Consider the following 24822-nt stretch of genomic DNA (forward strand, 5'->3'; position numbering starts at 1 on the left):
GCCCTTCCTCGGGCGCCCACATCCCACCGGCCTCCCCATGGCCGCGTGCATCGCTGCGAAACATCACTCCCCCCTTGTTGAACCCGGCGGCCACGTCCCCCCGCGGCCGCCCTTCATGTGAACCCGACGGCCGCTTCCCCCAGCGGCCGCCCTTCACCTTCAAATACGCAGGCAGCCTGTTTTCTTGTGCATTCCGTCCAAAAAAGTTTCGGGGCACCTCCCCGCAGGGAAATGCCCCGAAAAACATGTAACTCCGCCGTGGGTCCGGTCAGCCCCGGAACCCTGGGGCTACTCGCCGTCCTCGGCGGACGTCGGCGCTTCCACCAGCGGCCCGGTGGTGGGCACGGACATCTTCGCGGAGTACGGCTGCTGCCACGTCAGCCCCTGCGTCGTCTCGGGAGGCGGGTCCTTGGGGTTGATGCCCTCCACCGGCCCCTCGTTCCCGTCCACCCTGGAAACCTGCTTCGCCATGACGTCCCCCTCCTGTCCTGGTCACCCCCGGCGCGGCGCCATGCCGTCACCGTGTGATTGAGACACCGATACAACGTGCGACGCCGGAATCCTTGTCACTCGAAGAGCAGCACCGCGTGGACCCACGCGTTGGACGGGGCCGTCGCCAGCCACTGGCGGCGCTCGTCGCGCAGGGCGAGGGCGGGCTGCGTGCCCGCGCGGATGCGCTCGCGCACGGCCTCGAAGAAGCGGCCGGCCGTGTCGGGGATGTCCACCGTGGCGGCCAGCACCGCGCCCGCGCCGGCCTCGATGAAGGCCACGGGAAGGCTGGAGGACTCGTGGAGGAAGGGCGTGGCCCGCGCGGCGCCGCACGTGGCCAGCAGCACCAGCGGCGCGCGCGCCAGCTTCAGGCCCCGCACCTGCGCGGCGGTGAGCGCGTAGCGGCCGTCCACCTCGGGGGCCAGCACCACCATCGACGCGTCCGACATCTCCGGGCTGAACATGCCATGCGCGTGCAGCTCCACCTCGCTGGCGTCCACCATGGCCGCCAGCACGCGGGACGGCGTGGCGCGGGCGCCGGTCAGCTCCACCCGCTGCGGGTCCGGCACGCTGGGGGACTTCAGGGGCGGCAGCTCCGGCAGGCGCAGGGACGCGGGCGCCTGCACGTCGTTGACGACCAGGTGGACGCCTCCGTCGCGCGCTCCGGCCGGCGGCGGCGCGGACGCGCGGCCCACGCGGTAGCTCCAGGCCAGGTCCGAGGGCAGCAGGCCGGGAAGCCCGTGCACCGGCGGCAGCGCCAGCACGTCCACGCGCTCGCAGCCGCGCAGCACCGCCAGCAGGCCCGCCGGCACCAGCCCGGACGCGTCGCGTCCCACGGGCGTGGCGCGGCTCGCGTCGAAGTGGACCCGTGGCCCGCCGCTCGGGCCGCGCACGGCCACCACCGAGCGCTCGTAGTCCACGGCCACGGCCAGCACGCAGCGCTCCGGCGCCTCCACGCGCAGCGCGGCGCCCATCAGCTCCAGCACCGCGCCCGCGTCGCCGCCGCGCCCCGCGTCGTTCACCAGCGCGTTGTAGGCCCCCATCCGCGTCTTCCGCGCGTCCACGTCGTCGGGCAGCGCCTCCGCCTGCTGGATGGCGTCGCGCAGGAGCTCCCGGCCCTCGGCCCGGTCCTTCTCCAGGACGAACTGCCCCTCGGCGAAGACGAGCTGCGCCAGCTCCCCCGGCGTGGGCTCGCCGCGGCGAAGCTCGGACAGGGTGCGGCGCAGCAGGTCCGCGTCGTGCGCGTCCGAGCCGAAGCGCGCCAGGTACGACAGCATCAGCGCCCCGGGAAGCCCCAGCGGCCTGTCACACTCCAGCGCCTGCTCCAGCTCCCGCCGGGCCCCCTTCGGGTCGAAGTCCAGCCAGGACAGGTAGGCCAGGTTGCGGTGGACGTACGTCCGCTGCTCGCAGTCATCCGGCGTGCGCGCCAGGGATTCGCGCAGGAACGCGCGCGCGCTGGTGACGTCGAGCCGGTAGCGGGCGATGTGCGCCAGCTCCTGGAGGAGCTGACGCTCCAGCTCCCACTCCCCCGACTCGTGCGCGGCGCTCCAGCCGACACGCGCCTGCTCGAAGGCCTCCGCCGGGCGGTTGAGGGCGAGGTACAGGTCCGCCAGCCGCTTGCGCAGGGTGACGCAGCGGTACGTCATGCCTCGGCCCTGGCACGCGTCCAGCGCGGCGCGCAGCCGGGCCTCGGCCTTCCACCACTGGCCCGCGTGCTCCTCGGCCACGGACAGCTCGCGCTCGGCCAGCAGCGTCAGCCAGGCGTCGTTGCCCGCGCGGGCCAGGCGCGTGAAGTCCTCCATGTATCGAAGACGCACCGACGGGCCGAGCACCGTGAGCGCGCCCAGGTACAGGTCGTCCTCGCCCGAGCGGCGCGCCGCCTCCAGGAATGCCTCGCGCTCCGGCAGCTCGCCGCGCACCAGCCGCGCGTAGTCCCGCGCCAGCGGGCCCCGCCGGGCGAAGTCCCGCCCGGCCACGTGGTGCACGTAGCCCCGCAGCATGCCGTCGCCCTGCACGCCGTCCAGCACCTCGGCCAGCGGAAACAGGCGCAGCGCCGCGTCGCGCGTGGGGGCCGCCCGCACCGCGTCGTAGAAGGCCAGCCGGACGATGCCCGGGTACCGCCGCGCCTCGTCCAGCGGCAGCCGCGCGCCCTCGTCCGTCATCAAGTCCCGCACGGCCGCGAAGGCCGCCTTCCACTCCCGCCCCCGCGACTGCGTCTGCTGCCGCAGCGCCCGCGCGCGGATGAGCGCCTCCTCGCTCCAGCCCGGCTCGCCCTGCTTCGCCACCGCCTCGAAGGCCTCGGCCGCCAGCAGCGTCAGCCCCAGCTCCCGCAGCACCAGCGCCCGGTTCCACAGCGCCTGCGGATGGTGCGGCACCTGGCGCAGCACGCCCTCCAGCAGCGCGAGCGCCTCCTCGGGGTGGCCCTGCTCCAGCGCGATGACGGCCAGGTCGCAGTCGCGGTCCGGCGACGGCGGCACGCGCTGGAGGAAGTCCGACGCCTGCCGCAGGTCTCCCCGCACGAGGTACGCGGCGGCGATGCCGTGCAGCTCGCCCCGCTCCTCCAGGTCCGCCAGCTCGCGCAGCGGCAGCGGCGGCGCGGCCTGGGACGCCTCGGAGCCGCTGCGCATGGGCGAGTAGGGCCGGTGTCCGTCCGCGGGCGCGTACGCCACCCGCGCCTCCAACCGCCGGGAGGGCGCCTGGGCGAGCCACACCTCGCGCGGCGCGGCGCGCGGCGACGCGGTGAGGAAGACGAGGCCCGCCACGCTCGCGGCCAGCGCCACCGCCGCGCCCACGGCCCAGGGCATGCGCGGCCTCCACCAGGGCACCCTGCGGTGGCGCTCCGGCGCCGACTCGAACACGGGCTCCGGCTCCGGCGCCCCCGCTCCGTCCAGCGCCACCAGCGTGGGCCCGGCCTTCGCGGGAGCCACGTCCCGCAGGGCGTACTGGCCCAGCAGCTCCAGCTGCATCGCCTCGTGCAGCCCGGAGGCGCACGGCTCGCAGCGGGCGAGGTGGTGGCGGAAGTTCTCCTCGTCCACCGCGCCCAGCTCCCCGTCCAGGAAGAGGTAGAGCCTGTTGCAATGGGGGCTCATGTCGCGTCCCCTCCTCCGTCATCTCCAGTCAGCGGCAGCAGCAATGCCTTCAGCTCCTTGCGTGCCTGGTACAGCCAGCTGCCCACCGTGCCCTCGGGCACGCCCATGCGCTGGGCGATGGCCCGGTAGCGCAGCCCCGCCACGTGCAGCTCGTACGCCTCGCGCACGCGCGCGTTGGGCAGCTGGGCGATGGCGGCGCGGAAGTCCTTCTCGGAAATCTGCTCCCACACCTCGCCTCCGGGCGCGTCGGGTGACGCCGTCACCTCCTCGCGCACCAGCCGCAGCTCACCGCGCTCCTGCTCCAACAGCTCCGTGCGGCGCTTGCGGCACAGGTCCAGGAAGTGGTTGGTGAGGGCCCGGCACAGCCACGCCCGGTACACCGGCTCCGGCTGCGCGGACAGCGCGCCGTGGTGCAGCAGCGCGCGCGCGAGCGCCTCCTGGACCAGGTCCTCCGGGTCCAGGCCGCCCTGTCCACACATGCGCCTGGCCAGGGCCAGCAGCATGGGCCTGACCCGCTGCGCGAAGTCCTCGAAGCCGTCGTGCACGACGACACTGTAGGCCACGGGAAAACCGGCCACCGATTCATTGCGCTGGACCCTCATCGACGCCCACCTTCCTTCCACGCTTCTGTCGAAACGCGCGGGGCGGGAATCCTTGGGCCCTCATCGGGAAAACGGCGCCGTGGCGCAGGGTTACGCGGGTTGATTGACACCCGCCTCGGCCTTCCGGCGGGGTTGCCGCTCGGGGTGGACGGCCCCGCTCCCGGGTGCGGAAAGGGGAGCGGGGCGCGGGTCTCAGCCGATGGGACCGTCCGGCGGAGGGTCCCTCACCTCGGGACGCGCCGGCGCGTCCGTGGGCACCGGGGTGGTGTCCGTGCGTCCGCCGCGCTTCTGCTCGTCGGGCACCGGCGCCAGGCCCGGCGGGCCATCCGGCGGAGGGTCTCTCACTTCGGGCTTCTCCGGCTTCTCGTGCTGGCAGCTCACCATGTCGCGTTCCCCCTCATGGACCAACGTGGCCCGCCTTCATGACGGGCGCGTGTGCCCACCCTGACAACGCGACGAGTGGGGTTCCTTGCACGAAACCTCCCGGAGCACGCGGGCCTCACTCGAACAGCTCACTCGAACAGGAGGACGTGCCCGAGCCACTTGCCGTCGCCGGGCCGCTCCTTCAGCCAGCGCATCCGCGTGTCCCGCAGCGCCACCGAGGGCCGCATCCCTCCGCGGATGCGCTCGCGCACCGCCTCGAAGAAGGCGCCCGCCGTGTCGGGGATGTCCACCGTGGAGGCCAGCACCAGGCGCGCGCCCGCCTCGATGAAGGCCACCGGCAGGCTGAAGGGCTCGTGCTGGAAGGGCGCCGTCCTCGCCGCGCTGCACGTGACGAGCAGCACCAGCGGCGCCTGCCGCAGCCGCGTGCGCCGCACCCGGTCCGCGGTGAGCGCGTAGCGGCCATCCCCGTCCAGCGCCAGCACCACCAGCGACGCGTCCGACACCGCCGGGCTGAACAGCCCGTGCGCGTGCAATTCCACCTCGCTGGCGTCCACCATGGCCGCCAGCACGCGAGACGGCGTGGCCAGGGTCCCCCGCAGCTCCACGCGCAGCGGGTCCGGGACGCGGGGCGGCTCCAGCATGTCGAGCCGCGGCAGCCGCAGCGACGGAGGCGCCGCCACGTGCGTGACGACGAGGTGGTGCGCCGCGCCCCCTTCCGGGGACGGAGGCAACATGGCGCCCCGTCCCACGCGGTAGCTCCAGGCCATGTCCATGGGCAGCACACCGGTGAGCCCGTGCACCGGTGGCAGCGCCAGCACGTCCACGTGCTCGCAGTCGCGCAGCTCCTCCACCAGGTGCCGCGGCACCAGCTTCTCCGTCCCGTTCAGGGGCCGCGCGCGCGTGTCGTCGAAGGAGCCGTGCAGCCTGCCGTAGGGGCCCTGCGCCATCACCAGCGTGCGCTCGTGGTGGAGCGACACCGCGAGCAGGCACTGCTGCGGCACCGTGCCCAGGCGCAGCTGCCGGCCCAGCAGCGCCAGGGCCTCGGGCCAGCGCCCCGCAGCGCCCTCCTCGGCGATGAGCACTCCGTACGCATAGGCCCGGGCCTTGCGCGCGTCCACGTCGTCAGGGGCCTCCTCCGCGCGCTCGATGGCGCGCCACAGCGCCACCTCGCCCTCGGTGCGCGAGCGCGCCAGGGCGAACTGGCCCTCGATGAAGAGCAGCAGGGCCTCGGTGCCGGCGGAGAGACCGGGCCGCCGCAGCTCCGCCAGCGCGCGACGCAGGTGGACGTCGTCCCGCGGCTGGGGCCGGGAGCGCGCCAGCTCCGCCAGCACGAACGCCCCCGTCAGGCCCAGGGGCCGCTCGCAGGCCAGGGCCCGGTCCAGCGCGCGGCGGGCGTCATCCGGCCGGAAGCTCCGCCACTCCACGGAGGCCAGGCTCGACTGGATGTGCGTGCGCTGCGCGCAGTCCACGGGCATCCGCGCCTGGGCCTCCTCCAGGTAGGCGCGAGCGCTGGCGAAGGCGTGCTGGAAGCGCGCGACGTCGGCCAGCTCCTGGAGGAACTCCTGCTCGAACCGCCACTCCCCCGCGTCCTTGGCGCGGTTCCACCCCCGCCACGCGTACCGGAGCGCTTCGGCCGGACGGTGCAGGCCCAGGTACAGGTCCGTCAGCGCCCGCTCCAGGCCCAGGCAGCGGTAGGCGAGCGACTGCGGCCAGCACGCCTCCAGCGCCTCGCGCAGCCGCGGCTCCGCCTTCCACCACTCCCCCGCCCGGGTGTCGCGGATGGCCCGCAGGCGCTCGACGTGGAACTGCATCCACGCGTCGCCTTGCGCGTCCGCCAGCCGCGCCACCTCCTCCAGGTCCACCGGCCTGCCCATGCCGCTGGCGTAGACGAGCGCGCCCAGGAGGATGTCGTCCTCTCCCGAGCGCCGCAGCTCCTCCAGCAGCGCCGGCGTCGCGGGAAGCTCACCCCGGAGGAGGCGCCCGTAGCGCTCGGCGGCCGGCCCGCGCCGGGTGAAGTCCCGCGCCGCCACCCGCTTCACGTACTGGGTGATGAAGCCAGCACGGCCGTCCGGGATGCCGGCGTCCGGGAGCTGTCTCCCGTACGTCTCGTCCAGCACCTCCGCCAGCGGGAGGAGCCGCGCCACGTCCTCGCGCGTGGGGACCGCCCGCAGCACGTCGTAGAAGGCCAGCCGGACGATGCCCGGGTACCGCCGCGCCTCGTCCAGCGGCAGCCGCGCCCGCGGGTCCGTCATCAGGTCGCGCGTCGCCGCGTGGGCCTCCTTCCACTCGCGCTCGCGCGCCAGCGTGTCGTCGCGCAGCTTGCGCACCTGGCTCCGCGCCTCGTCGCCCCAGCCCGGCTCCGCGCGCCGGGCCACCGCCTCGAAGGACTCCGCCGCCAGCAGCGACAGCCCCATCTCCCGCAGCACCAGCGCCCGGTTCCACAGCGCCTGGGGGTGGTCCGGCGCCTCGCGCAGCACCCCGTCCAGCAGCTCCAGGGCCTCGTCCAGGAGCCCCTGCTTCAGCAGGGCGCCATCCATGTCCCCGTCCCGCGCCTCGCGGGCCTGCTCCAGGGCAATCACCGCCTGGTCGCTGCGCCGGTCCGGCGAGTCGGGCATCTTCTCCAGGAAGGCCATGGCCTGCCGGGGCGCGCCGTACAGCAGGTACGCGGTGGCGATGCCGTGCAGGTCCTCGCGCGCCTCCAGCCGGGCCAGCGCGTGCAGCGGCAGCGCCGCCACGCGGGCCTTCGTCTCGACTCCACTCCGGTCCGGCACGTAGCGCCGGTAGTGCTGGTCTACCGGCGCGTAGGTCAGCCGCGCCTCCAGGTGCCGCCCGGCCGGTGGGACGAGCCACGCGCCATCCGGGACGCCCTCGCCTCCGAGCAGCGGCAGCAGCGCCGCCAGCAATCCCAAAGCCAGCGCCGCGCCGCCGGCCGCCCAGGGCCACCGGCCCCTCCAGCGTCCACCGGAGCGCCGGGCCCGCCTCGCGTCTGGAGACATTCGCACCGGCCCCTCCTCCACCGTCATCTGCCCCAGCAGCTCCAGCTGCAGCGCGTCGCGGAACGCCTCGGAGCACTGCTCGCAGCCCCCCAGGTGCTCGCGGAAGCGCGCCTGCTCCTCGGCGGACATCTCCCCGTCCAGGAAGCGGGGCAGGTCCTGGCATGTGTCGTCGGGGCTCATCGCCCGCGCTCCTGCCGCCGCTGCTCCGCGGGCTTGCGCAGCAGCACGCGCAGCTCCTGGCGCGCCCGCGTCAGCCGCGCGCCCACCGTGCCGGACTTGTCCCCCGTCTCGGCGCCAATCTCCGCGTAGGACAAGCCCTGCAGGTACAGCTCGAACGTCCGCCGCAGCTTCGGGCTGCTGAGCTTCTCGATGGCCTGCAGCAGGTCCTCCGGTCCGACGAACTCCCACAGCTCCGGCTCGAACTCCTCGTCGAACCGCTCCGACTGCTCGTGCATGTGGAGCAGCGCCTCCATCCTGTTCGCCTCGCTCCCCCTGCGGCGGCACCGGTCCAGGAAGCAGTTGTGCGCCACCCGCCCCATCCACGCCCGCTGCGCGTCCTCGTCCAGGAGCTTCACGTGCTCCCACCGCAGGAGCGCCCGGAGCAGCACGTCATGCACCAGGTCTTCGAGATCGCTTTCAATCCCGCCACAATACTTTCCCAGGATTGCAAACAGAGTGGGCTGAATGCGCCACGCGAAAGCCTCGAACCCCCCACCCTGCGGCGCCTTCACGACCCACAATCTGGCTTTGGCTCTCACGGGCCCCCCTGCGTTCAAACCAGAAGACGCGGTGGGTCCGATTTCTTATCCACAATTCAGCGAACCCACCGTACCGCTGTCGTAGACAAGAACGCGTGACGGCGCTGTGACGGCGTTCACAAAGAAGGCCAATTCCTTACAGAAACAGGGCGTCAGGACACGGCGGCGGCGAGCGAAGCCGGCTGAATCAAAGGCATTTCCACCTCGAAGAGCGCTCCGCCGAGCGCCTCCGAGCGGTCCGCGCGAATGTTGCCTCCGTGACGTTCCACGATGCCGCGGGCGATGGCGAGCCCCAGCCCCGTGCCCGGCCGGGGCCCCTCCCGCTTGCGCCCCGTCACGAAGGGCTGGAACAGGCGCGGCAGCAGCTCCGCGGGAATGCCGGGCCCGCTGTCCTCGACGCGCACGCGCAACACCTGCCCGTCCCGCGCGCATTGGACTCGCAGCCGGGGGGATGGAACGTCCCGCAGTGCGAGCAAGGAATTCTCGAATAGAATGACAAACACCTGGGAGAGCTGCGCCTGGTCCGCCTCCATCTCCAATGACTCGCTGGCGGGCGGTTCGAAGGTCACCTCCGGGGCGAGGGCGCCCAACCCCTGACGTGCGGTGGAGTACGACAGGGCCAGGGTGGCGGGCACGTCCACGCGGCGCAAATCCAGGGGGCGCGGGCGGCCATAGCGCAGCAGCTCGTCCACGAAGTGGCTGGCGCGCTCTATCTGCTCGCGCATGGCGGCGAGCGACTCCGGGTCCCCGCCGCGGCGCTCCAGGAGCTTGAGGTGCGCGGCGAGCACGCCCAGGGGGTTGCGCACCTCGTGGGCCACGGCGGCGGTGAGCTGGCCCAGCTCCGCCAGCCGCGCCGCCTGGTCCGCGCGGGCCTCCTGGACGGCGAGCGCGGCGGCCAGCTCGCTGCCGGTGGCGCGGCCCTTGAGGAAGCGGCGCCCCAGCCACTCCTGGAGCCCCTGGCGCACCGGCTCGAAGGCGAGCGCCGCCAGGGCCAGCAGGAAGAAGGCGCCCGCGCGGTACTCGGCGAGGAAGGGCTGGCCGCTGCCGGCCATGAGCGTCAGCACGCCGAAGAGGAAGCCCGCGGACAGCACCGCCGCCATCGCCGAGTAGACGAGGCTGCGCTCCATCAGCCTCCGCTCTCCCGGCGCCAGGTAGGCATTGAGGACGTGCGCCAGCACCAGCAGCGCGGCCAGCACCAGGTACATGCCGAAGGGCACCGCGTAGCCGCTCGACAAGAGGAGCGCGTTGCCGATGGTGCCCGAGTACGCCAGCGCCCCGGCGATGCCCAGGCCTCGCAGCACGGGCCGGCGCTCGGGGGCCTCGTGCCGGTAGGAGCGCGCCAGGTGCGCCAGCGGCACGGCGGCGGCGGCCACGGCCAGCACCATGGCCGGCCAGAACAGCGGGCCCCGCCTCAGGGCCACCGGGCCATAGAGGACGCTGGGGAAGAAGAGGCCCAGGCTCGTCACCACCACCGCCACCGCGTAGGCCAGGGCCACCAGCCGGTACGAGCGCTGCCGCGTCACGTCATAGGCGGCGTGGAGGTAGGTGGCGGAGATGAAGGCGCCACTGGCGGCGAAGCGCTCGCCCACCCAGGCGGTCCGGGGGAAGCAGATGAGCAGCAGCGCGCCGCTCCACACGGCCGTGGCGAGACAGTAGAGCGCGAGCCCCCGGGCATTGCGGCCCCGGAGCGCGGCGGTGAAGCACAGCAGCAGCGCCACGGACAGGACGGGCACGAGGCTGTAGGCGAACAGGGGCCCCATGCCCGCACTGTGACATCAACGGAGGGACGCGAGGAACCCATCCAGCAGCTCGTTCACCACCTCGGGCGCGTCGAGCTGCACCCAGTGGCCCGTGCCCTCCACCTTCCGGAACGGCAGCTCGGGCACCAGGCGCTGATACGAGCCGGGCTCCTCGTTGTACGCGGTGATGACGGACAGGCGGGGCCCGCCGTAGCGCCGCAGCGCCGCGACGGGGTCGAACGTCAGCAGCGCCCCCAGCCCCGCGCGAGCGCCCGCCTGGGACGTGGCCCGCATCCGCGAGAGCACCCGCTCGCGCACCTCGGGCCGGGACGGCGCCAGCATTGGCGTCCAGTACTCCTCGATGACCGCGCTCCACGCGTCCGTCGCCAGCACGTGCATGAAGCCCGCGGCCTGCTCGGCCGGAATCGAGCGCCCGTCCGAGGCCGGGTCCAGCAGGAACAGCCCCGCGACGCGGCCGGGGTGCTGGCCCGCGAAGGCCGCGCAGACCGCGCCGCCCAGGCTGTGCCCCACGAGCACGAAGCGCGGCAGCCCCAGCGCGTCCACCACCGCCTCGATGTCCCGGGCGAAGTCCTCGACGGTGAGGTCCCCGTCCCCCGGCGGCGCGGACCTTCCGTGGCCCCGCAGGTCCAGCGCCACCGCCCGCCGGCGCTTCCTCAGATGAGCGAGCTGCGGCTCCCAGTGCGTGGTGTCGCCACAACTGGAGTGGACGAACACCACCGGCAGCCCACCCTCCCCTCCATCATCGACGTGCAGCGCTCCAGCAGGTCCCTTCACCATGGCGTTCTCCTCGGGGGTTCCGGGAGCGCGTCGAACCGCGCCCCACGGATTCGGGAGTACGCCCCATCCCTGTCAGGAACTGGCAGGAACCCGCCGGCCGCGGCCTACCAGGTCTGCCCGGGGCCGCCTCCGCCGCCGTCGCTGAAGGAGCGGCACGAGCCGCCGGGCCTTAGGACTCCGCGCCGTCCCTGTCAGAATCCGGCCATGGCGCGAGTCAACCGGGTGATGCGGCTGCATGACTTCCTGCGGGGGCGCGAGGCCACCCCGGTCGCGGAGATTGCCTCCGCGTTGGAGGTGAGTGTGCGCACCGTGCACCGGGACCTCGCGACACTCAGGGAGCAGGGCGTGCCCATCAGCGGCGACACGGGGCCAGGCGGGGGCGTGCGGCTGGAAGGTGAGCGGGGCGTGACGGCGGTCCACCTGTCCCTGGAGGAGGTGGTGGCGCTGTGGCTGGTGGCGAACCTGTCGGCCACGACCAGTGCCCTGCCGTGGGGGAGAGCGGCCCGCTCGGCGCTGGAGAAGCTCTTCGCCAGCGTGCCGCGTGAGCGGGCCCGGAGCATGCGCGAGCTCTGCCGCCGCGTGGTGGTGGGACGTCCCGCCAGCGCCCGCGTCCTGGAGGACCTGGGGACGCCGCCCGAGGAGCTGCTCGCCGTCTTCGAGCACGCCTTCCGCGACAGGGTGTGCCTGGCCTTCGACTACCGCGACCGCAAAGGGCAGGCCACCCGCCGCTGCGTGGAGCCGCACGGGCTGATGGTGGAGTCGCCCGCGTGGTACGTGCTCGCGCGGGACGTGGAGAAGTCCGCCGCGCGGCTGTTCCGCATGGACCGTATCCGGAGAGCCCGCGTCGTCCCCGAGCGGACCTTCGTCCCCGACATGGAGGGGATGCTCGCCGAGGCGTTCGGGAAGAAAGAGGAGAAGGTGTGAAGAAGAAGCAAGCCCCGCGACGCTGGCCCGGACGTCCCGGGCAACCCCGCCCCAGCATTCCGGCCCGGGCCGAGGAACGAATCACCCAGTGGGACGAGGACGGCCTGAAGCGCGCCTCCGAGTTCTGGCTCGACGGAGCGTGCGTCGGGCGCGCGTACTGGAACCCGGATGGAACGCCGAACGTCGCGACGGGCCTCCGCGACGGTGCACCGGTCGGCTATCAAATCGAGTACCACGACCACGGCTTCCTCTACGCGGAGCCCTTCGTGGACGGGCTGCACCAGGGCTGGGCGAAGCAGTACGGGCGGCGCGGCCGGCTGCTGCTCATGAGCCCCTTCAAGCGGGGCACCGGCACCGACTATTGGTGTGACGAGAAGGGGCGGCTCGCCGAGGAGCACCCGCTCGTGGCCGGAAAGCCCTCGGGCTGGGAGCGCTGGTGGTGGGAGGACCAGCAGACCGTCTACAGCGAGACGCACTGGCACGCTGGCGAATGGCACGGCATCACCCGCCACTGGACGGGCGGCAAGCTCGACCGGGGCTACCCGAAGTTCTTCATCCACCAGGAGCAGGTCTCGAAGCGCGCCTATCTCGCCGCGGCGCGGACCGACCCCACCCTCCCCCCGTACCGCCCGGAGGACGACTCACCCGAGCGGCCCCTGCCGGAGCGCTTCCTCGAATTGAGACGGCTGACCCGCAGCCGCGCCATCGCGCGCCGTCGAAACGCATGAGCCCCCGCGACGCGTGCGTCGCGAGGGCTCACCGTGGACCGGCTCCTTCGGGGACTGCCGCTCACCCGCCGTGCTTGTACGAGGAGCCCATGTCGGCGTAGTTGAACTGGGTGTTCAGGCTGTTGATGCCGCGGGAGGTCGCGTCGACCAGCTCGCCCTTCTGGGTGACGCCGTCGCCGTTGCGGTCCTCCCAGACCTTCAGGCCCTGGAGCTCGTTGCCCTCGACGCGGCCGTTGCCGTCCTTGTCGAAGTACTTCGACAGCTTCTCGTAGCCGTTGTCGAAGCTGTTCTTCCCGTTCAGGTCCACGTGGCCGAACAGCTCCTTGCCGCTGGTGATCTTCCCGTCACCATCCACGTCCCAGGCGAGGATGCCGTCGCCGCCCGTCTTCGAGTCCCAGGCCTTGGTCCACTCGTTCTCGTTGACGTTGCCGAAGTGGTACATCAGCTGGTTCTTCTTCGCGTCCGTCTTCAGCTCGCCCACCAGCTTGCCGTTGGCGTCACGGAACTCGGCGCGCATCCCCTTGCTCAGGCCCAGGCCCATGTCGCCCGACTTCGCCTTGCTCTTGTTGAGGGCGCTGGCGTCCAGCGACTTCACCTTCTTGCCGTTGGCGTCGAACACCTCCACCTTCGTGCCCTTGGGCAGCTCGGGGGCGCCCTTGCCCGGGCGGCGCTGGACGCTCTTGGTCGTCCACTGACGGTTGCTCGGGTCCAGGTCGAAGCCCTTCACCGTCTGGCCCTCCAGCTTGCCGTTGCCCTTGATGTTGGAGCCGGTGATGTCCGCCTGGCCGTTACCGTTCAAGTCCAACACGATGGGCGACTTCTGCTTCGTCTGGGTGCCCTGCTTGGCGTCGAAGAAGACGTCCCACATCTTCCCCTCCTTCTGCTCCGGCGGGCACGGCGGCGGCTTCGTGGGGCACGTCGGCTTCGTCGGGCCCTGGCAGTCCGGCGGCGTCCGCGGCTGCTCACACTGCGACTTGAAGAGGTTGATGCACGCCTCCAGCATCTGGCTGATCTGCTGGAAGAGCTGCGTGGCCGCCTCCCAGTTCATCGGCTCCGGGCCGCACTGCGGAGGCGTCGGGAAGCAGCCCCCGGCCCGGATGCCCTGGGCCCCGCCGCTGAAGCCATCCGTCTGGAAGGCCGCGCGCAGGTCCGTCCGGGAGGCGCTGACCGCCCCACCCTCGGCCCGCACGCTGGTGCGGGAGTGCGAGACATCCAGGCTGGTACGCGAGAAGTACTGGGCGGTACGCGAGTGGCCGGGGCCAATGGAGGAAGTCATGTGAGTAACCTTTTTGCGGTAGAAGTGCGAAAGCGCCTACTGTTGAAGTGGTTATCGCACCTGCGCGCACGTGAGTTTCCTCCCCCATTTCCGGGCATTTTCGCCGCCCCCGGGCGGGGCCCCCGTCAGTGGAGGGCCGCGGCCTCGGCGGTGGGGCGGATGTTCTGATTCACATGGAAGAGGTTGTCCGGGTCGTAGTGGCTCTTCACCTGTACCAGCCGGGCGTAGTTGTCCCGGTACGTGGCCCGGACCCGCTCCTCCCCCTCGTCCATCATGAAGTTCACGTACGCGCCGCCCGCGGAGTACGGGTGCAGCGCGTCCCAGTAGTCCTTGGCCCAGGCGGAGATCTCCGCTGCCTTCGCCGGTGACGGGTCCACGCCGATGATGACCTCGGCCCAGCGCGCGTCCCGGAAGCTGAAGGCGGTGGCCTGGGGGTCCACCCGGTGCGCCGCCCCGTCGATGGGATACAGGTGCATGGAGGAGTGCATCGTCGGCAGCCGCTCGGCGAACTCCAGGTGCCGGGCGATGGCCGCGTCCCCCAGCTCCTTCACGAAGTCCGCGCGCCAGTACCACTGCAGGCCCGGCGGGTAGAGCGCGTCGAAGGCGCTCTGCAGCGCGGGATAGGGCATGGGCTGCAGGCCGTCCACCACCGGGGCGAGCGCCCGCACCGGCGCGAGCACCTCGTCCGCGCGCGCCAGGTCACCGGAGTAGCACCAGATGACCCCGCACATCTTCTTCAGGTGCAGGTGCTGGGGGAACGGCGCCACGGGCGGGACGACCAGGAAGGCGAAGAAGCCACTGAGCTCCTCCGGAGCGGCGGGGATGAACTCGCGGTACCACTGCATCACCTCGGTGGCGCGCTCCAGGGGCCAGAGGGTGGGGCCGCCGACGATGGTGCTCACCGGGTGGGCTCGGAAGAGGAAGGAGGTGACGACGCCGAAGTTGCCGCCGCCGCCGCGCAGCGCCCAGAACAGGTCCGGGTGCTTCTCCTCGCTGGCGGTGACGACGCGGCCGTCCGCGAGCACCACGTCCGCGGAGAGCATGCTGTCGATGGTGAAGCCGTAGTGGCGGGTGAGGTAGCCGAGGCCGCCGCCCAGGGTGAGCCCGCCCACGCCCGTGGTGGAGATGACGCCCGAAGGCACGGCGAGCCCGAAGGCATGGGTGGCATGGTCCACGTCGCCCCAGACGCTGCCGCCCGCGACGCGCACGGTGCCGTCGGCGGGGTCCACGCGGACGCCGCGCATGCGCGACAGGTCGACGACGAGGCCGCCGTCGCAGAGGCCCAGCCCGCCGCCGTTGTGTCCTCCGCCGCGGATGGCCAGGGTGAGCTCCTGTTCGCGGGCGAAGCGGACGGCGGCGAGGACATCCGCCGCGTCGGTGCACCGGGCGATGAGCGCCGGGCGCTTGCGAATCATCGCGTTGTAGAGGCGGCAGCTCTCCTCGTAGTCGGCGTCCTCGGGACGGACGAGTCCGCCACGCAGGAGGGCCTTCAGTTGGCCCACTCGGTCGGGTGTCAGCCGGGAAGGAAGTCCTCCGCCGGCCTGGGCGTTCTCACGCGGGGTATCCAGGGACATGGTGCGCTCCTCCACGGGTCGCGGAAGGAGCGCCCCGCAAGGAGCAAGCTAGGAATGGCAGGCGCCTGCCGGGGCAGCCAGGCGAGCCAGGGCGCCCAGGTCCACACCGGGCGGTGGCGTCACACGCGACGCTCGGCGGGTCCGCGCCCCTCGCTAGCCCCACTCCACCTCGAGCCGCCCGAGCCGCCGGATGGTCACGCTCCGGAGCATCCGCGGGTCCGGGCTCGGGATGAGCCGGAGGTTCGGCAGGCGCCGGGTCAGCACGTCCACCGCGATGCCCGTCTCGAGGCGGGCGAGCTGCGCGCCGATGCAGAAGTGGATGCCCTGACCGAAGGCGAGGTGCCGCCGGGACGTGTCGCGGCGCGGGTCGAAGCGGTCCGGCTCCGGGAAGCGGGACGCGTCGCGGTTGGCCGAGGCGAACACGAGGCGGACATGGGCCCCCTTGGGAATGGACACGCCGCCGAGTTCCACCTCCTCCGTCGTGGTGCGGAACATCGCCGTCACGGGGGACGTCATCCGCGCGGCTTCCTCGAAGATGCCGGGCAGCAGGCCCGGGTCGGCCTGGAGCGCCCCCAGCGCCTCCGGGTTCCGGAGCAGCAGCTCCATGGCTCCGGCGATGAGCCCCGCCGTCGTCTCGTGGCCCGCGAAGAGGGTCTGCGTCAGCATCCCCACCAGCTCCGCCCGGCTCGCGGGGACGTCCAGCTCCCGCGCCGCGGTGACGACGTCCGTCAGCAGGTCATCCCGGGGCGAGGTGGTGCGCGCGTCGAGCGCCTCGGAGAGGTACCGCTGGAAGTCCAGCACGCCGTGCGCGCACCGGACCAGCGACTCGACGGAGCCATGCGCCGCGAACACCGCGCTCAGGTCATCGGACCATCGCTGGAACAGCGGGATGTCCTCGTAGGGAATGCCGAAGATGCCGGCGATGACGCGCGCGGGCAGCGGGTGGGCGAACCGCGTGAAGAGGTCGGCGCGGCCTTCCGACACGAAGCCGTCGACGAGTTCCTCGGCGAGGGTGCGCACGAGCGGCGCCTTCTCGGCGACGCGGCGCGCGTTGAAGGCCTTGCTGACCAGTCCCCGGAAGCGGGTGTGCGCCGGAGGGTCGTTGTCGACGAGGCTCGGCAGCGGAGGCAGTCCCCGGGCCAGGACCTGGAGCACCTCGGGAGGAAGCTTCTCGGCGCCCACGTCGATGGACCCGACGGACGAGAACCGGCCGGGCGCCGCGAGCACGGCGCTGACGTCCTCGTAGCGCGTCACCACCCAGGCGCCGAGCACCGGGCTGTAGAAGACCGGCTCCTCCCGCCGGGCCCGCGCGTAGAACGGGTGCGGGTCCTCCAGGTGCGGCGAGACGAGCGGGTTGTACTCGGCGCCAAGCGGCGAGGGGACGGAGGGGTTGCGCATGAGGGGCTCGTGCGGTCGGGGTTGACGGTGGACTCAGGACTGGCTGGACGGCGTCCTGCCCCGGCCCATGGGACAGCCCTTCGGGAAGGTGCCGAGCTGCTCGACGGAGTAGCCGCCCGGGTAGCTGCGGATGTTGGGCCGCCCGCGCGCGAAGAGCGGCTCGCTTCGCGGTGACAGCGCGTAGCGCACGAACTTCCCGCGGGCCTTGAGCGCGAGGCGAGACACCGTGCGACTAAGGGAAGAGGGGTGCTCGTAGTGGAACGCATCGAGCAGCGCGGGCTCCATGAGCGAGCGGGCGAACAGCGAGACGAGCCGCTTCGGCGCGAGGTTCGAGGGCGGGAAGGTGGTGAGCAACTCGAGGGTGGCGTCGGCGACGGCCCGGCTGCGCGCATCGAAGGCGAAGTGCTTCGCCTCGTAGTCATCCATGAACGCGGCGAAGGCCTCGTACGTCTCTGGAATCTCCTGGATGCCCATGTGCCGGCCGAGCGCGCGGTAGTTGTGCGTCCACGCGCTCACCTCGTGCGGGGTGAAGGGCCGCCAGCCGAAGTCCGCGAGCCAGCGCACCGGCATCACCACGAAGGTGGAGAGCACGTAGCGCATGTCGTCGTTGGAGATGTCGTAGGCGCCGTGCATCTGGTTCATGCGTCGCAGCGCCTGCCTCCCCTCCTGGCTGGCCATGCCGTGCTCGAGGATGGTGTCGAGGATGAGCACGGTGTCGTCGTAGCGCTTCTGGGTCCGCTGGGTGAACTCCCCCGTCTCATGCAGGAGCACGCCGATGCTCGGCACCGCGTAGGTGCGGAACAGCGCGAAGCTGAGCGCCTGCTCGATGTCCCACGGGAATTCCTGCGTGGTGAGGATGCGGACGATTTCCTCGTACTGAGTCTGTGCGTCGAGTCGGTCGGTGCGGTCGCGGAGCGCGAAGCGGTTCATTCGAAGGCCCCCCAATAAAGCCAATCCAGGAAGTCTAGCGCAGCACCAGCCCCTGGCGTCAGGTTGACCCACTTCCCTGGCGATTCGCGCCACGGTAATGAAGTTCAGTGGAAGTGCCCGGCGGACCCACGGGCCCCAAACCAGCCATGAGCCCATTTCTTCTGTCGCATGACGACATGCGGCGAGCCTTCGACCTGCTCGCCGACCCCGTCTTCGTCAAGGACCGCAAGCACCGCTGGCTCTACCACAACGAGGCCTTCGCGAAGCTGATGGGCCGTCCGTCGTCCGAGCTGATTGGCAAGAGCGACGACGCCTACATGCCGCCGGAGACGGTGAAGCTGTTCTGGGCGAACGACGACCTCGTGTTCAACTCGGGCCAGCCGCACGAGAACGAGGAGCCCGTCCCCTTCCCCGACGGCACCGTCCACACCGTCTGGACGCGCAAGTACCCGATGCGCAACGAGGCCGGAGAGGTCACCGGACTCATCGCCATCCTCACCGACGTCACCCTGCTGCAGGACCGCATCACCACTCGCGCCGAGTTCGAGCAGCGCGCGCGGGAGAGCGAGGTACGGCTGCAGGCGCAGCAGACGATGCTCGACCAGCTCTCGGCGCCGGCCGTGCTGCTCTGGGACGGCATCGTGCTGATGCCCCTGGTGGGAGACCTGACGGCGGAGCGGACGACGCTTCTCCAGCAGAACCTGCTCGGGGCGGCGACGCGCCACCGGGCCCGTCACATCATCGTCGACATCACCGGCATCGGGCTGATCGACACCGGCACGGCGGGGCGGCTGCTCGGGGCCGTCCAGGCCGCGCGGCTGCTCGGCGCCCGCTGCATCCTCGTCGGCATGTCACCCCTGCTGGCCCAGACGCTGGTCGCCATGGGTATCGAGTTCCGCGACATCCCCACGTTCGCCGTCCTGCAGGATGGAATGGCCCTGGCCTTCCGCGAGATGGGCTACCGAATCACTCGCTGAAGGCGCCGAGGGCCGCACCTGAGGCTTCCTTCCAGGCGCTGCTGGCCCATCCCCCGGCCCTGACGGGGCCGGAGCTCGGCGGCGACCGGTCAGAGGGGCTGGTCGCCCACCGCACGGGGCCGCGAGCCAGTACCTGGCGGAGCTACCGGCGCTGAACGGGTCGAGGCCTCCAGCGCGTCACATCCCCTCGTCGTGGACTCCGCCTGTTGAACCCGGGAGGGGGTTCATCGCTTTCGCTCGCCTCGGCGCCCTGGCGCTGGCGTGGGACATCCCTTCCCGCGCCACGTACCGGAGGGGCCTCATGGTAGATGACCCCATCATCCACATGCCCAGGAGCCTGCGCTATGTCTCCGCGCTGGTCCTGGGCGCGGCGGCGTCTGCCTTCCTGCTCATGGCGTTCGCCATGCACAAAGCGGATGCGGACGGCAATGGCGACGTCGTGTTGATCCTGATGTCCCTGGTTCAGGTCACCCTGACGGCCTTCGCCTTCCTGCTCATCTTCGGATTCTCACAACGAAGCCTCAGCTTCGATGCATTGCGTGCGAAGGTGACCGGCTTTCTGGCTCACGAGCTGCCGGACATGATTTCCACGGGCCATTACACGAAGCCGGAGCCGGTGGAGTCCATCGGTCTCGGCAAGCGCTGCCATGTGCTGAAGCGGGAAATCCATGTAGAGGTCGGTCACTACAGCAAGGATTATCGAGCCGACTACTGGATCAACACCCGAGCTCCTGAAGTGCTGCTTCCTGGCCGCAAGCAGGCCTGCCTGCTGCTCGACGTGAATGTCTTCGTGCAGCACATGGTCGTCGTGGTCAAGGTGCCGCGAAGGGATGGAGAGGATGACACTCCCTTGAAGCTCGTCCTGGATAGATGGCTCAGGCCGGCCATGTTCTCGGAAATCACGTACAAGGACTGTTGGGACGGGTACCTCGGTAGCCAGGCGCGGCATATCTATTTGAAGGCCCGGTTCGACGAGCGCTTCCTGGTGACCCCGGCGGAGCGGCTGATGTGCGCTCAGTGCATCGGGGCAATGGTTCGCGACCTCATCTTGCTGTGCAAGCAGATGAATTACCCACTGCCCGAGCGCCTCAACATTGTTCCAGTGCCCGAACCCAGAAAAGCCGAACAGGGAATTCAGATGCCTGTGAGCAATGGCAGGCCCCCGTCCCATGAATTCTTGATGTAGGCGCGGGACGTGTCCAACGACGGCGCACCGGTTGTAGAGTCCCCGCAATCCCTCTCGCTGGAGCGTTTCGTGAAGCGCCTTTCCTCCGTTCCCGTGGCCAGACACCTGCGTCTTCCCCTGGTGGCTCTCGCGAGCCTGCTCTGCATGGGCAGTGGCATGGGAAACCCGGGGTGTGGAAGCGGAGGAGACGGGCCCAGGTGCCCGGACGGGTGTGCCGTCGAGGGGAGCTACCAGTTGACCTTCGAGGACACGCGTCCGCTGCCCCCGGCCTGCGAGGCGCTCGGGCTGACCCTTCCCAGGGGCCGCTGGTCATCTCCCGCGATGACGACGTGCTCACGATGAAGCTCAACGGAGTGGACGTCACCGGCGAGTACCGCAGCGCATTCGCGGGCATCATGAATCTGTCGGGACATGGGTCGGCGCGGAGAGTCCCCATCAACGTCACCATCGATGGGAGCTTCGTGGATCCCCACCCGAAGGACACCACCCAGCCCTCGACCCTGAAGGGCTCCTACGGAATCCACCGCTCGGACCAGGAGTACACCGTCGCCGACTGCAAGGACACCCGCGCCTTCACCGCGACGCGCTGAGGGCGAGGTGGGCCCGGCACGAGGGCCCCCAAGCCGCGGGCTGTTGAGGCTCAAGACAGACAAGGATCCAGGCCTCTGCCGCGCAGGATGGGAGCGGGGCTTGGGCAGGCGTGTCCCTCAAGGTCGCTGCGGGGTCTGTCCACCGGACGGGAGCATCACTCGTGCGTCCATATTCAGACAACGGACGGACAAGAGCCCGTAAGCCTTGGTGGGCTATCAGGCCTCAAGGAACCAGCCAGCCAAAAAAGTACTTGCGCCCAGGAATGAACTTCCTCGACTCGTCCGAGGACAAGAAGTCTTCCAGCACTGCAGCCGCCGTGAGCGACTGGAACCGCCCTTCTTGAAAGAACCTCGTACAATTGATGCCAGTTGAAGCCTCGAACCGACGCCGCAAGAGCCATTGAGTGGCTTCCTCAAAGTGGCTGGCACCGAGGTTGTCGAGCAGCAAGCGCGCGATTTCAGGGACATGTAACTCCTGTCCCATGAACACGTAGGCTTGCTCCGACCCCAGGCTTTGAGAGAGTTCCTGTACGCGCCCCATCACCATCTTCTTGTACTCTGAAAACTCCGCCTCCGTGGGCGGGCATTCAGCGATTGGGCCCCACCTGGGTTCCAGCATTTGAGAAAGGTGAAGCGCAAAGATTCGCGAGTCCGGCACACCGAGATTCCACTCAAAGATGCGTAGAATCTCTGGAACAAAAAGAAGCTGACCATGAGCAGCGAGTGCGTTGCTCAAATCGAGAGCATCGTCTCCACCGACAGGCTCAAAGCTCGCGAATCGGTTCTGCAGGTGTGTCACCATCCCGCGAATGGCCTCAGTCGACCCGGCATCGCCAAGAAGACGGCAACAGGCATCCCGTAGAAGCCGATTATCAGTACTGAAGAAGACATCCAGCAGACGCTGCGCGTCGCTGAAGTCGCCTTGCCTTACCCGCTCAAAGATGTGCGCCCACTGCTGCCATGGGCGTGGCGCTGTCTTGAGTGGCTCAGTCTCAAAGAAATATCCGCCACGTCTCCAGTCAATCCGAATGCTATTCATCAGCCTTTATCCCATCCTTGCTCATTGCCACTTATTTGTGAACAAATCGTCGATGCCTTGGCAATAAGAACAGAGCTCGCTCTGTGGTTGGAGATTCCCGTCATTCGTAGGACATCCTCCTGCCTCCTTGGGCACGAGGTGATTGATTCGGATCTGTTTATTGGCTTGAGTCGAAGCGGCCTTGGCCTCGGCGTCGCTCTTGAAACTCCCTCCCGCCTGCTGACGTAGACGGCTCATGGCCCCATCGTACGTGAGGAGGGGCCGGTTATTCGCTGCCTCCCACCTTTCTCTGAATCTACTCCGCTCATCGTTCCAGGCTAGATCAATCTTCTTGGTTCGATCCGAGTCATGGTCCCGAAACACGTCGCAGGGCGGTTCTGGAAACACCCGATTGCCAGGCGTGCATGTACACTTCGACGCCTTCTCAGCAAGAATCTTCGCGAAATCTTGACTGCGCTTCTCGCCTCGGTCAGAGAGCTTTCCCTTGAACTTGGCCTTCTTCGAAGGATGCGGCTCGTTGAGCTTATAGAAATCTTCGAAGCTTTGCGCTTTTTCGCCACTTTGGAAGGCAGCTGGGCAATCCTTCATGCCGCAGCAAGGGCATTTCTCCTCGGCAATTCGATCAAGAGCGAGCTGAACCATGGCCTCCATGTTTGGTATGGGAGGCGTACTGCCCGGGTAGCTGGCGTGATTACTGGTGGTGATGTCTAGGTGCCTACAAACGTTCTTGCCCTCGACCACGACATCCATTGAGTGCGCCTGGAAGTACGTCTTGCCCGTGATGGTATGCGTTAAAACGCTACCCCCAAAGTTGCGAGTCGCGGCTTCGTCTCCCAGGGGTGAGGTCTGGTAATAGCTTTTGCCCTTGAGCGCTATTGGTTTCCCCCCCACGGTCACGCTCGTGCTGCCCTGCTTCAGATCTTTTGCAAAGGACGTGTTCGGATAGGGAATCGGAACTGGACCTGCCGGTGGAGGCGGCGGACTCAGGCATACGTCCGGGAAGGCGGCCATGACCTTGGCATCGCCTGCTTGGTGCGCAATCTCCATTCCGTTCGCGAAGACCTTCTTTCCCACGGTATCTCCTATCCCACGGACTCCAGGATCACGGCAGCACGCCCGCCGTATTCGTTTCCGGCAAAGCCAATAGCTCGGTGCCCAGGAGCATAACGGCGCGTCCACGCTGCAATCGCCCAGAGCATGCCGCAGAGTCCAGCCGCCGCGCCGGTATCGCCAAGCGACTCCGCGCACAACCAGAGGGGAAACTCGCTCTTGCGCTCTCGCAGGAGTCTGGAGACGAGAAGCGCCTGCTCCTTGAAGTAGAAACTCTCACCTGCAGCGTCAGAGAAGCGAAAGGCAACGTCATGGAGCGCAAGCTTGGCTTCATCCAAGGCCGCTCTCGCAGATGCCGTAATCCCGTCAGCTCGCAGTGGCAGGTCGTTCTCAAGGGAGGCGGGTTCTCTCGAAAACCCCATACCTCGAATGGCAGCAAGTCCCTTTCCTTGAAGCGAAAGCAGGACACAAGCGGCGGCTTCGCCAGGGATAACGCCGTCGGAGTTTCCCTCAACAAGAAGTCGGTGCCGTTCAGATAGCCGGAGCAGTGTGCGAGCACACATCATCGACTCGGCACCGGCGACCACGCATGCTGGGGCCTCGTGCTGGCGTAGCAACCTGCGGCCGGCGGCGAGGGCGGAATACCCCCCGTAGGAGCCCTCGGTGAAGATCCGTACTTTGTCCGGATTGAGGACGACCTTCAGGCGCGGAGCAAGCTCTTGGACGAGAAACTCGGCAGAGTAGTGTTCCATCGCGGGTGCGGCAGGCAACGCAATCAAGAGCGGAAGCTGCTCGAACACCTTCGTGCCGGTCTGCTCGAGGATCTCCTGGAGAGCATGAGTCAAAAAGAAGAGCCAACGCTCCTCTGGAGCCGACCTGGGTTTGAGGGTGTCTCGCATGTGCGAGATGACGATCTCGCGGCCTTGATTATCGAAGTACGGTGAAATCTGCTTGCGGTTTATCCCGGCGCGTAGAGCGGCGCAGGCTGATGCCCAGCGGAGCCCCACGGGGCAAGCCATGCCCGCAGCGCGAACGTATATGGGCTCTGCACTCATCGCTTGGTGCCTCGGGTTTCACGGAGCCAGCGAATGGCGGCTTCGAGGCCGCGAAACAAGGGTTTGCCGTTCCGATAACCAATGATCTTCCCCCGGCCTGCGGGCGGGGGTTCTCCGATAGAGACTTCCCGGAGTGCGTTGAGCTTCTTCCCAAGCGGAATCCTCGCACGCCATACAAGCATGGCGCGTGCTAGATGGGGCTCAAGAGTCACAGTATCAAGTACTCCTACCTGCTCGACCTCTCGCTCGACGAAGCGGAATCTGACTGGAACGCGTAGCGCTGGAATGACGTACTGGATGACGGGTACGGCGGCCATGTGCACGCACCGGATCTGTTCGCCCCCACGGAAATGGGGGAACTGCTGATCCTCCGGTGCGGATTGGAAGTATCTGGAATCAAAGTCCGCTGGGAGAAACGGTGCCCGTTCATCACGCCAGCGCGCGTCATAGGTCCCCGCGTAGGCAACACGTTGCGCCCAGGCTCGCCCGACGTGCCCAAGGCCAATGGGCTCTGGCTGATCACGAGGTGAGCTGATCAGCTGAGTTGGACGCTCTAGATTTGGAACAGGGGTGCCTTCTATCTGCGCTGCTTTACGATGTGGATTGAACCCTACACCTACTAGGTTTCTTCGATCCACGGACGTTCGCCCTGGACCGCGGCTCTCGTCCTGGCCTCCGAAAGCGCGCTCGAACACCAAAGGCATCTCGACAAAGGGTACCGGGTCGGAAAAAAACATGCTTCCTAGCGAGCGAAGCCAACGTCTTTCACCAAGCACCAGAAGGTCCTTTCTTCGCTTCTGAACCTCCAGACTGACGCCCAGCTGTGGCACTGGCTTCCCATTGGGAGCGACCGCTTTGCCGACGACAACCACATCCGTGAACTGCTTCTCGAGAGCGAAGTCACATTCATGGCGGATGCTCGTTGTCGCAGGATCGCCATAGTGCTCATCGGTTGCAATGAGTGGCTGCTGCTCTTGGGCGAGCGTCATTTCCCCCCGTGGGCTCGTCTCGAATGTTCCCTTCACAACGACGACGCAGTAGTCGCGAGCATCCTTGCCCGAAGCAATGGAAATGCCTGCCTGCATACCTGTCGAGTTAAATGAAATTTGCATGAAAGGAGGCGTACTCAGCGCCGACCAATCAAGGCTACCAACCTACATCTTAAGCGTCTAGACACGGGACGAGTGAGAGGTCGCCGAAGGTGTGCGAGTCGCCCACCTCAATGTCTTTCCCGCGCATT

The 24822-nt window shown here is 69.1% G+C and carries 21 protein-coding genes; 5 read left to right on the top strand and 16 right to left on the bottom strand.

The features are described from left to right. Nucleotides 1-288: 288 nt before the first annotated feature. The 8 genes from HG543_RS21310 to HG543_RS21345 all read right to left on the bottom strand — a co-directional run bounded on the left by HG543_RS21310 (nucleotide 289) and on the right by HG543_RS21345 (nucleotide 10855). Nucleotides 289-471 (bottom strand): hypothetical protein, encoded by a 183-nt coding sequence (locus tag HG543_RS21310; protein ID WP_169346660.1) that lies wholly within the window; start codon nucleotides 469-471, stop codon nucleotides 289-291. 95 nt (nucleotides 472-566) lie between these two features. Further along, complete coding sequence (locus HG543_RS21315) at nucleotides 567-3578, bottom strand: CHAT domain-containing protein (RefSeq protein ID WP_169346661.1); 3012 nt, start codon at nucleotides 3576-3578, stop codon at nucleotides 567-569. After that, the gene (locus tag HG543_RS21320; RefSeq protein WP_169346662.1) at nucleotides 3575-4180 is read right to left on the bottom strand and encodes an RNA polymerase sigma factor; all 606 of its coding nucleotides are present in this window, start codon (nucleotides 4178-4180) and stop codon (nucleotides 3575-3577) included. Before HG543_RS21320 ends, HG543_RS21315 begins: the two co-directional genes overlap by 4 nt. 192 nt (nucleotides 4181-4372) lie before the next feature. Then, nucleotides 4373-4564, bottom strand: coding sequence for a hypothetical protein (locus HG543_RS21325; protein WP_169346663.1), 192 nt, complete (start codon nucleotides 4562-4564; stop codon nucleotides 4373-4375). A gap of 128 nt (nucleotides 4565-4692) precedes the next feature. Then, a complete protein-coding gene (locus HG543_RS21330; RefSeq protein WP_169346664.1) occupies nucleotides 4693-7740 on the bottom strand; it encodes a CHAT domain-containing protein in 3048 nt (1015 codons plus the stop codon). Continuing rightward, nucleotides 7737-8318 carry a sigma-70 family RNA polymerase sigma factor gene (locus HG543_RS21335; RefSeq protein WP_169346665.1) on the bottom strand — a complete coding sequence of 194 codons (582 nt, stop codon included), beginning with the start codon at nucleotides 8316-8318 and terminating at the stop codon, nucleotides 7737-7739. Before HG543_RS21335 ends, HG543_RS21330 begins: the two co-directional genes overlap by 4 nt. 152 nt (nucleotides 8319-8470) lie before the next feature. Beyond that, complete coding sequence (locus HG543_RS21340; RefSeq protein ID WP_169346666.1) at nucleotides 8471-10078, bottom strand: sensor histidine kinase; 1608 nt, start codon at nucleotides 10076-10078, stop codon at nucleotides 8471-8473. A 15-nt stretch (nucleotides 10079-10093) separates the two neighbouring features. Continuing rightward, on the bottom strand, nucleotides 10094-10855 hold the full coding sequence (locus HG543_RS21345; protein ID WP_169346667.1) for an alpha/beta fold hydrolase: 762 nt from the start codon (nucleotides 10853-10855) through the stop codon (nucleotides 10094-10096). 204 nt (nucleotides 10856-11059) lie between these two features. Between HG543_RS21345 and HG543_RS21350 the strand changes: the two genes are divergently transcribed. Both HG543_RS21350 and HG543_RS21355 read left to right on the top strand, forming a co-directional pair. Beyond that, nucleotides 11060-11779, top strand: coding sequence for a helix-turn-helix transcriptional regulator (locus HG543_RS21350; RefSeq protein WP_169346668.1), 720 nt, complete (start codon nucleotides 11060-11062; stop codon nucleotides 11777-11779). Then, nucleotides 11776-12507, top strand: a complete 732-nt coding sequence (locus tag HG543_RS21355) for a toxin-antitoxin system YwqK family antitoxin (protein ID WP_169346669.1) — start codon at nucleotides 11776-11778, stop codon at nucleotides 12505-12507. The genes HG543_RS21350 and HG543_RS21355 overlap by 4 nt, the downstream gene beginning before the upstream one ends. Nucleotides 12508-12568: 61 nt before the next feature. Here the strand turns inward: HG543_RS21355 and HG543_RS21360 are convergent, their stop codons facing one another. The 4 genes from HG543_RS21360 to HG543_RS21375 form a co-directional block, all read right to left on the bottom strand. Further along, nucleotides 12569-13783, bottom strand: a complete 1215-nt coding sequence (locus HG543_RS21360) for an SPM autocatalytic domain-containing protein (protein WP_169346670.1) — start codon at nucleotides 13781-13783, stop codon at nucleotides 12569-12571. 125 nt (nucleotides 13784-13908) lie between these two features. Beyond that, nucleotides 13909-15357: an FAD-binding oxidoreductase gene (locus tag HG543_RS21365; RefSeq protein ID WP_169346671.1), complete on the bottom strand. Its 1449-nt coding sequence runs from the start codon at nucleotides 15355-15357 to the stop codon at nucleotides 13909-13911. Nucleotides 15358-15510: 153 nt separating this feature from the next. Further along, entirely contained in the window at nucleotides 15511-16755 is a 1245-nt protein-coding gene (locus HG543_RS21370; protein ID WP_169346672.1) for a cytochrome P450, read from the bottom strand. 33 nt (nucleotides 16756-16788) lie between these two features. Further along, entirely contained in the window at nucleotides 16789-17685 is an 897-nt protein-coding gene (locus HG543_RS21375; RefSeq protein ID WP_169346673.1) for an oxygenase MpaB family protein, read from the bottom strand. 146 nt (nucleotides 17686-17831) lie between these two features. On the opposite strand from HG543_RS21375, the gene HG543_RS21380 reads away from it, so the two are divergent. The 3 genes from HG543_RS21380 to HG543_RS21390 all read left to right on the top strand — a co-directional run bounded on the left by HG543_RS21380 (nucleotide 17832) and on the right by HG543_RS21390 (nucleotide 20438). Continuing rightward, nucleotides 17832-18662: a PAS domain-containing protein gene (locus tag HG543_RS21380; protein WP_169346674.1), complete on the top strand. Its 831-nt coding sequence runs from the start codon at nucleotides 17832-17834 to the stop codon at nucleotides 18660-18662. 301 nt (nucleotides 18663-18963) lie between these two features. Then, nucleotides 18964-19848: a hypothetical protein gene (locus HG543_RS21385; RefSeq protein ID WP_169346675.1), complete on the top strand. Its 885-nt coding sequence runs from the start codon at nucleotides 18964-18966 to the stop codon at nucleotides 19846-19848. Nucleotides 19849-20186: 338 nt separating this feature from the next. Beyond that, complete coding sequence (locus HG543_RS21390) at nucleotides 20187-20438, top strand: hypothetical protein (RefSeq protein WP_169346676.1); 252 nt, start codon at nucleotides 20187-20189, stop codon at nucleotides 20436-20438. Between the two features lie 223 nt (nucleotides 20439-20661). Here HG543_RS21390 and HG543_RS21395 read toward each other — a convergent pair whose 3' ends face one another. Genes HG543_RS21395 through HG543_RS21410 form a run of 4 tightly spaced genes read right to left on the bottom strand, consistent with a single transcriptional unit; the run spans nucleotide 20662 to nucleotide 24694 of the window. Next, nucleotides 20662-21477 (bottom strand): hypothetical protein, encoded by an 816-nt coding sequence (locus HG543_RS21395; RefSeq protein ID WP_169346677.1) that lies wholly within the window; start codon nucleotides 21475-21477, stop codon nucleotides 20662-20664. A 21-nt stretch (nucleotides 21478-21498) separates the two neighbouring features. Beyond that, the gene (locus HG543_RS21400) at nucleotides 21499-22551 is read right to left on the bottom strand and encodes a PAAR-like domain-containing protein (RefSeq protein WP_169346678.1); all 1053 of its coding nucleotides are present in this window, start codon (nucleotides 22549-22551) and stop codon (nucleotides 21499-21501) included. An 8-nt stretch (nucleotides 22552-22559) separates the two neighbouring features. After that, nucleotides 22560-23534 carry a hypothetical protein gene (locus HG543_RS21405; RefSeq protein ID WP_169346679.1) on the bottom strand — a complete coding sequence of 325 codons (975 nt, stop codon included), beginning with the start codon at nucleotides 23532-23534 and terminating at the stop codon, nucleotides 22560-22562. Between the two features lie 44 nt (nucleotides 23535-23578). Beyond that, nucleotides 23579-24694 carry a DUF2169 family type VI secretion system accessory protein gene (locus HG543_RS21410; protein ID WP_169346680.1) on the bottom strand — a complete coding sequence of 372 codons (1116 nt, stop codon included), beginning with the start codon at nucleotides 24692-24694 and terminating at the stop codon, nucleotides 23579-23581. Nucleotides 24695-24822 lie beyond the last annotated feature (128 nt).

It is taken from the genome of Pyxidicoccus fallax, assembly GCF_012933655.1.
Classification (GTDB): Bacteria; Myxococcota; Myxococcia; order Myxococcales; family Myxococcaceae; genus Myxococcus; species Myxococcus fallax.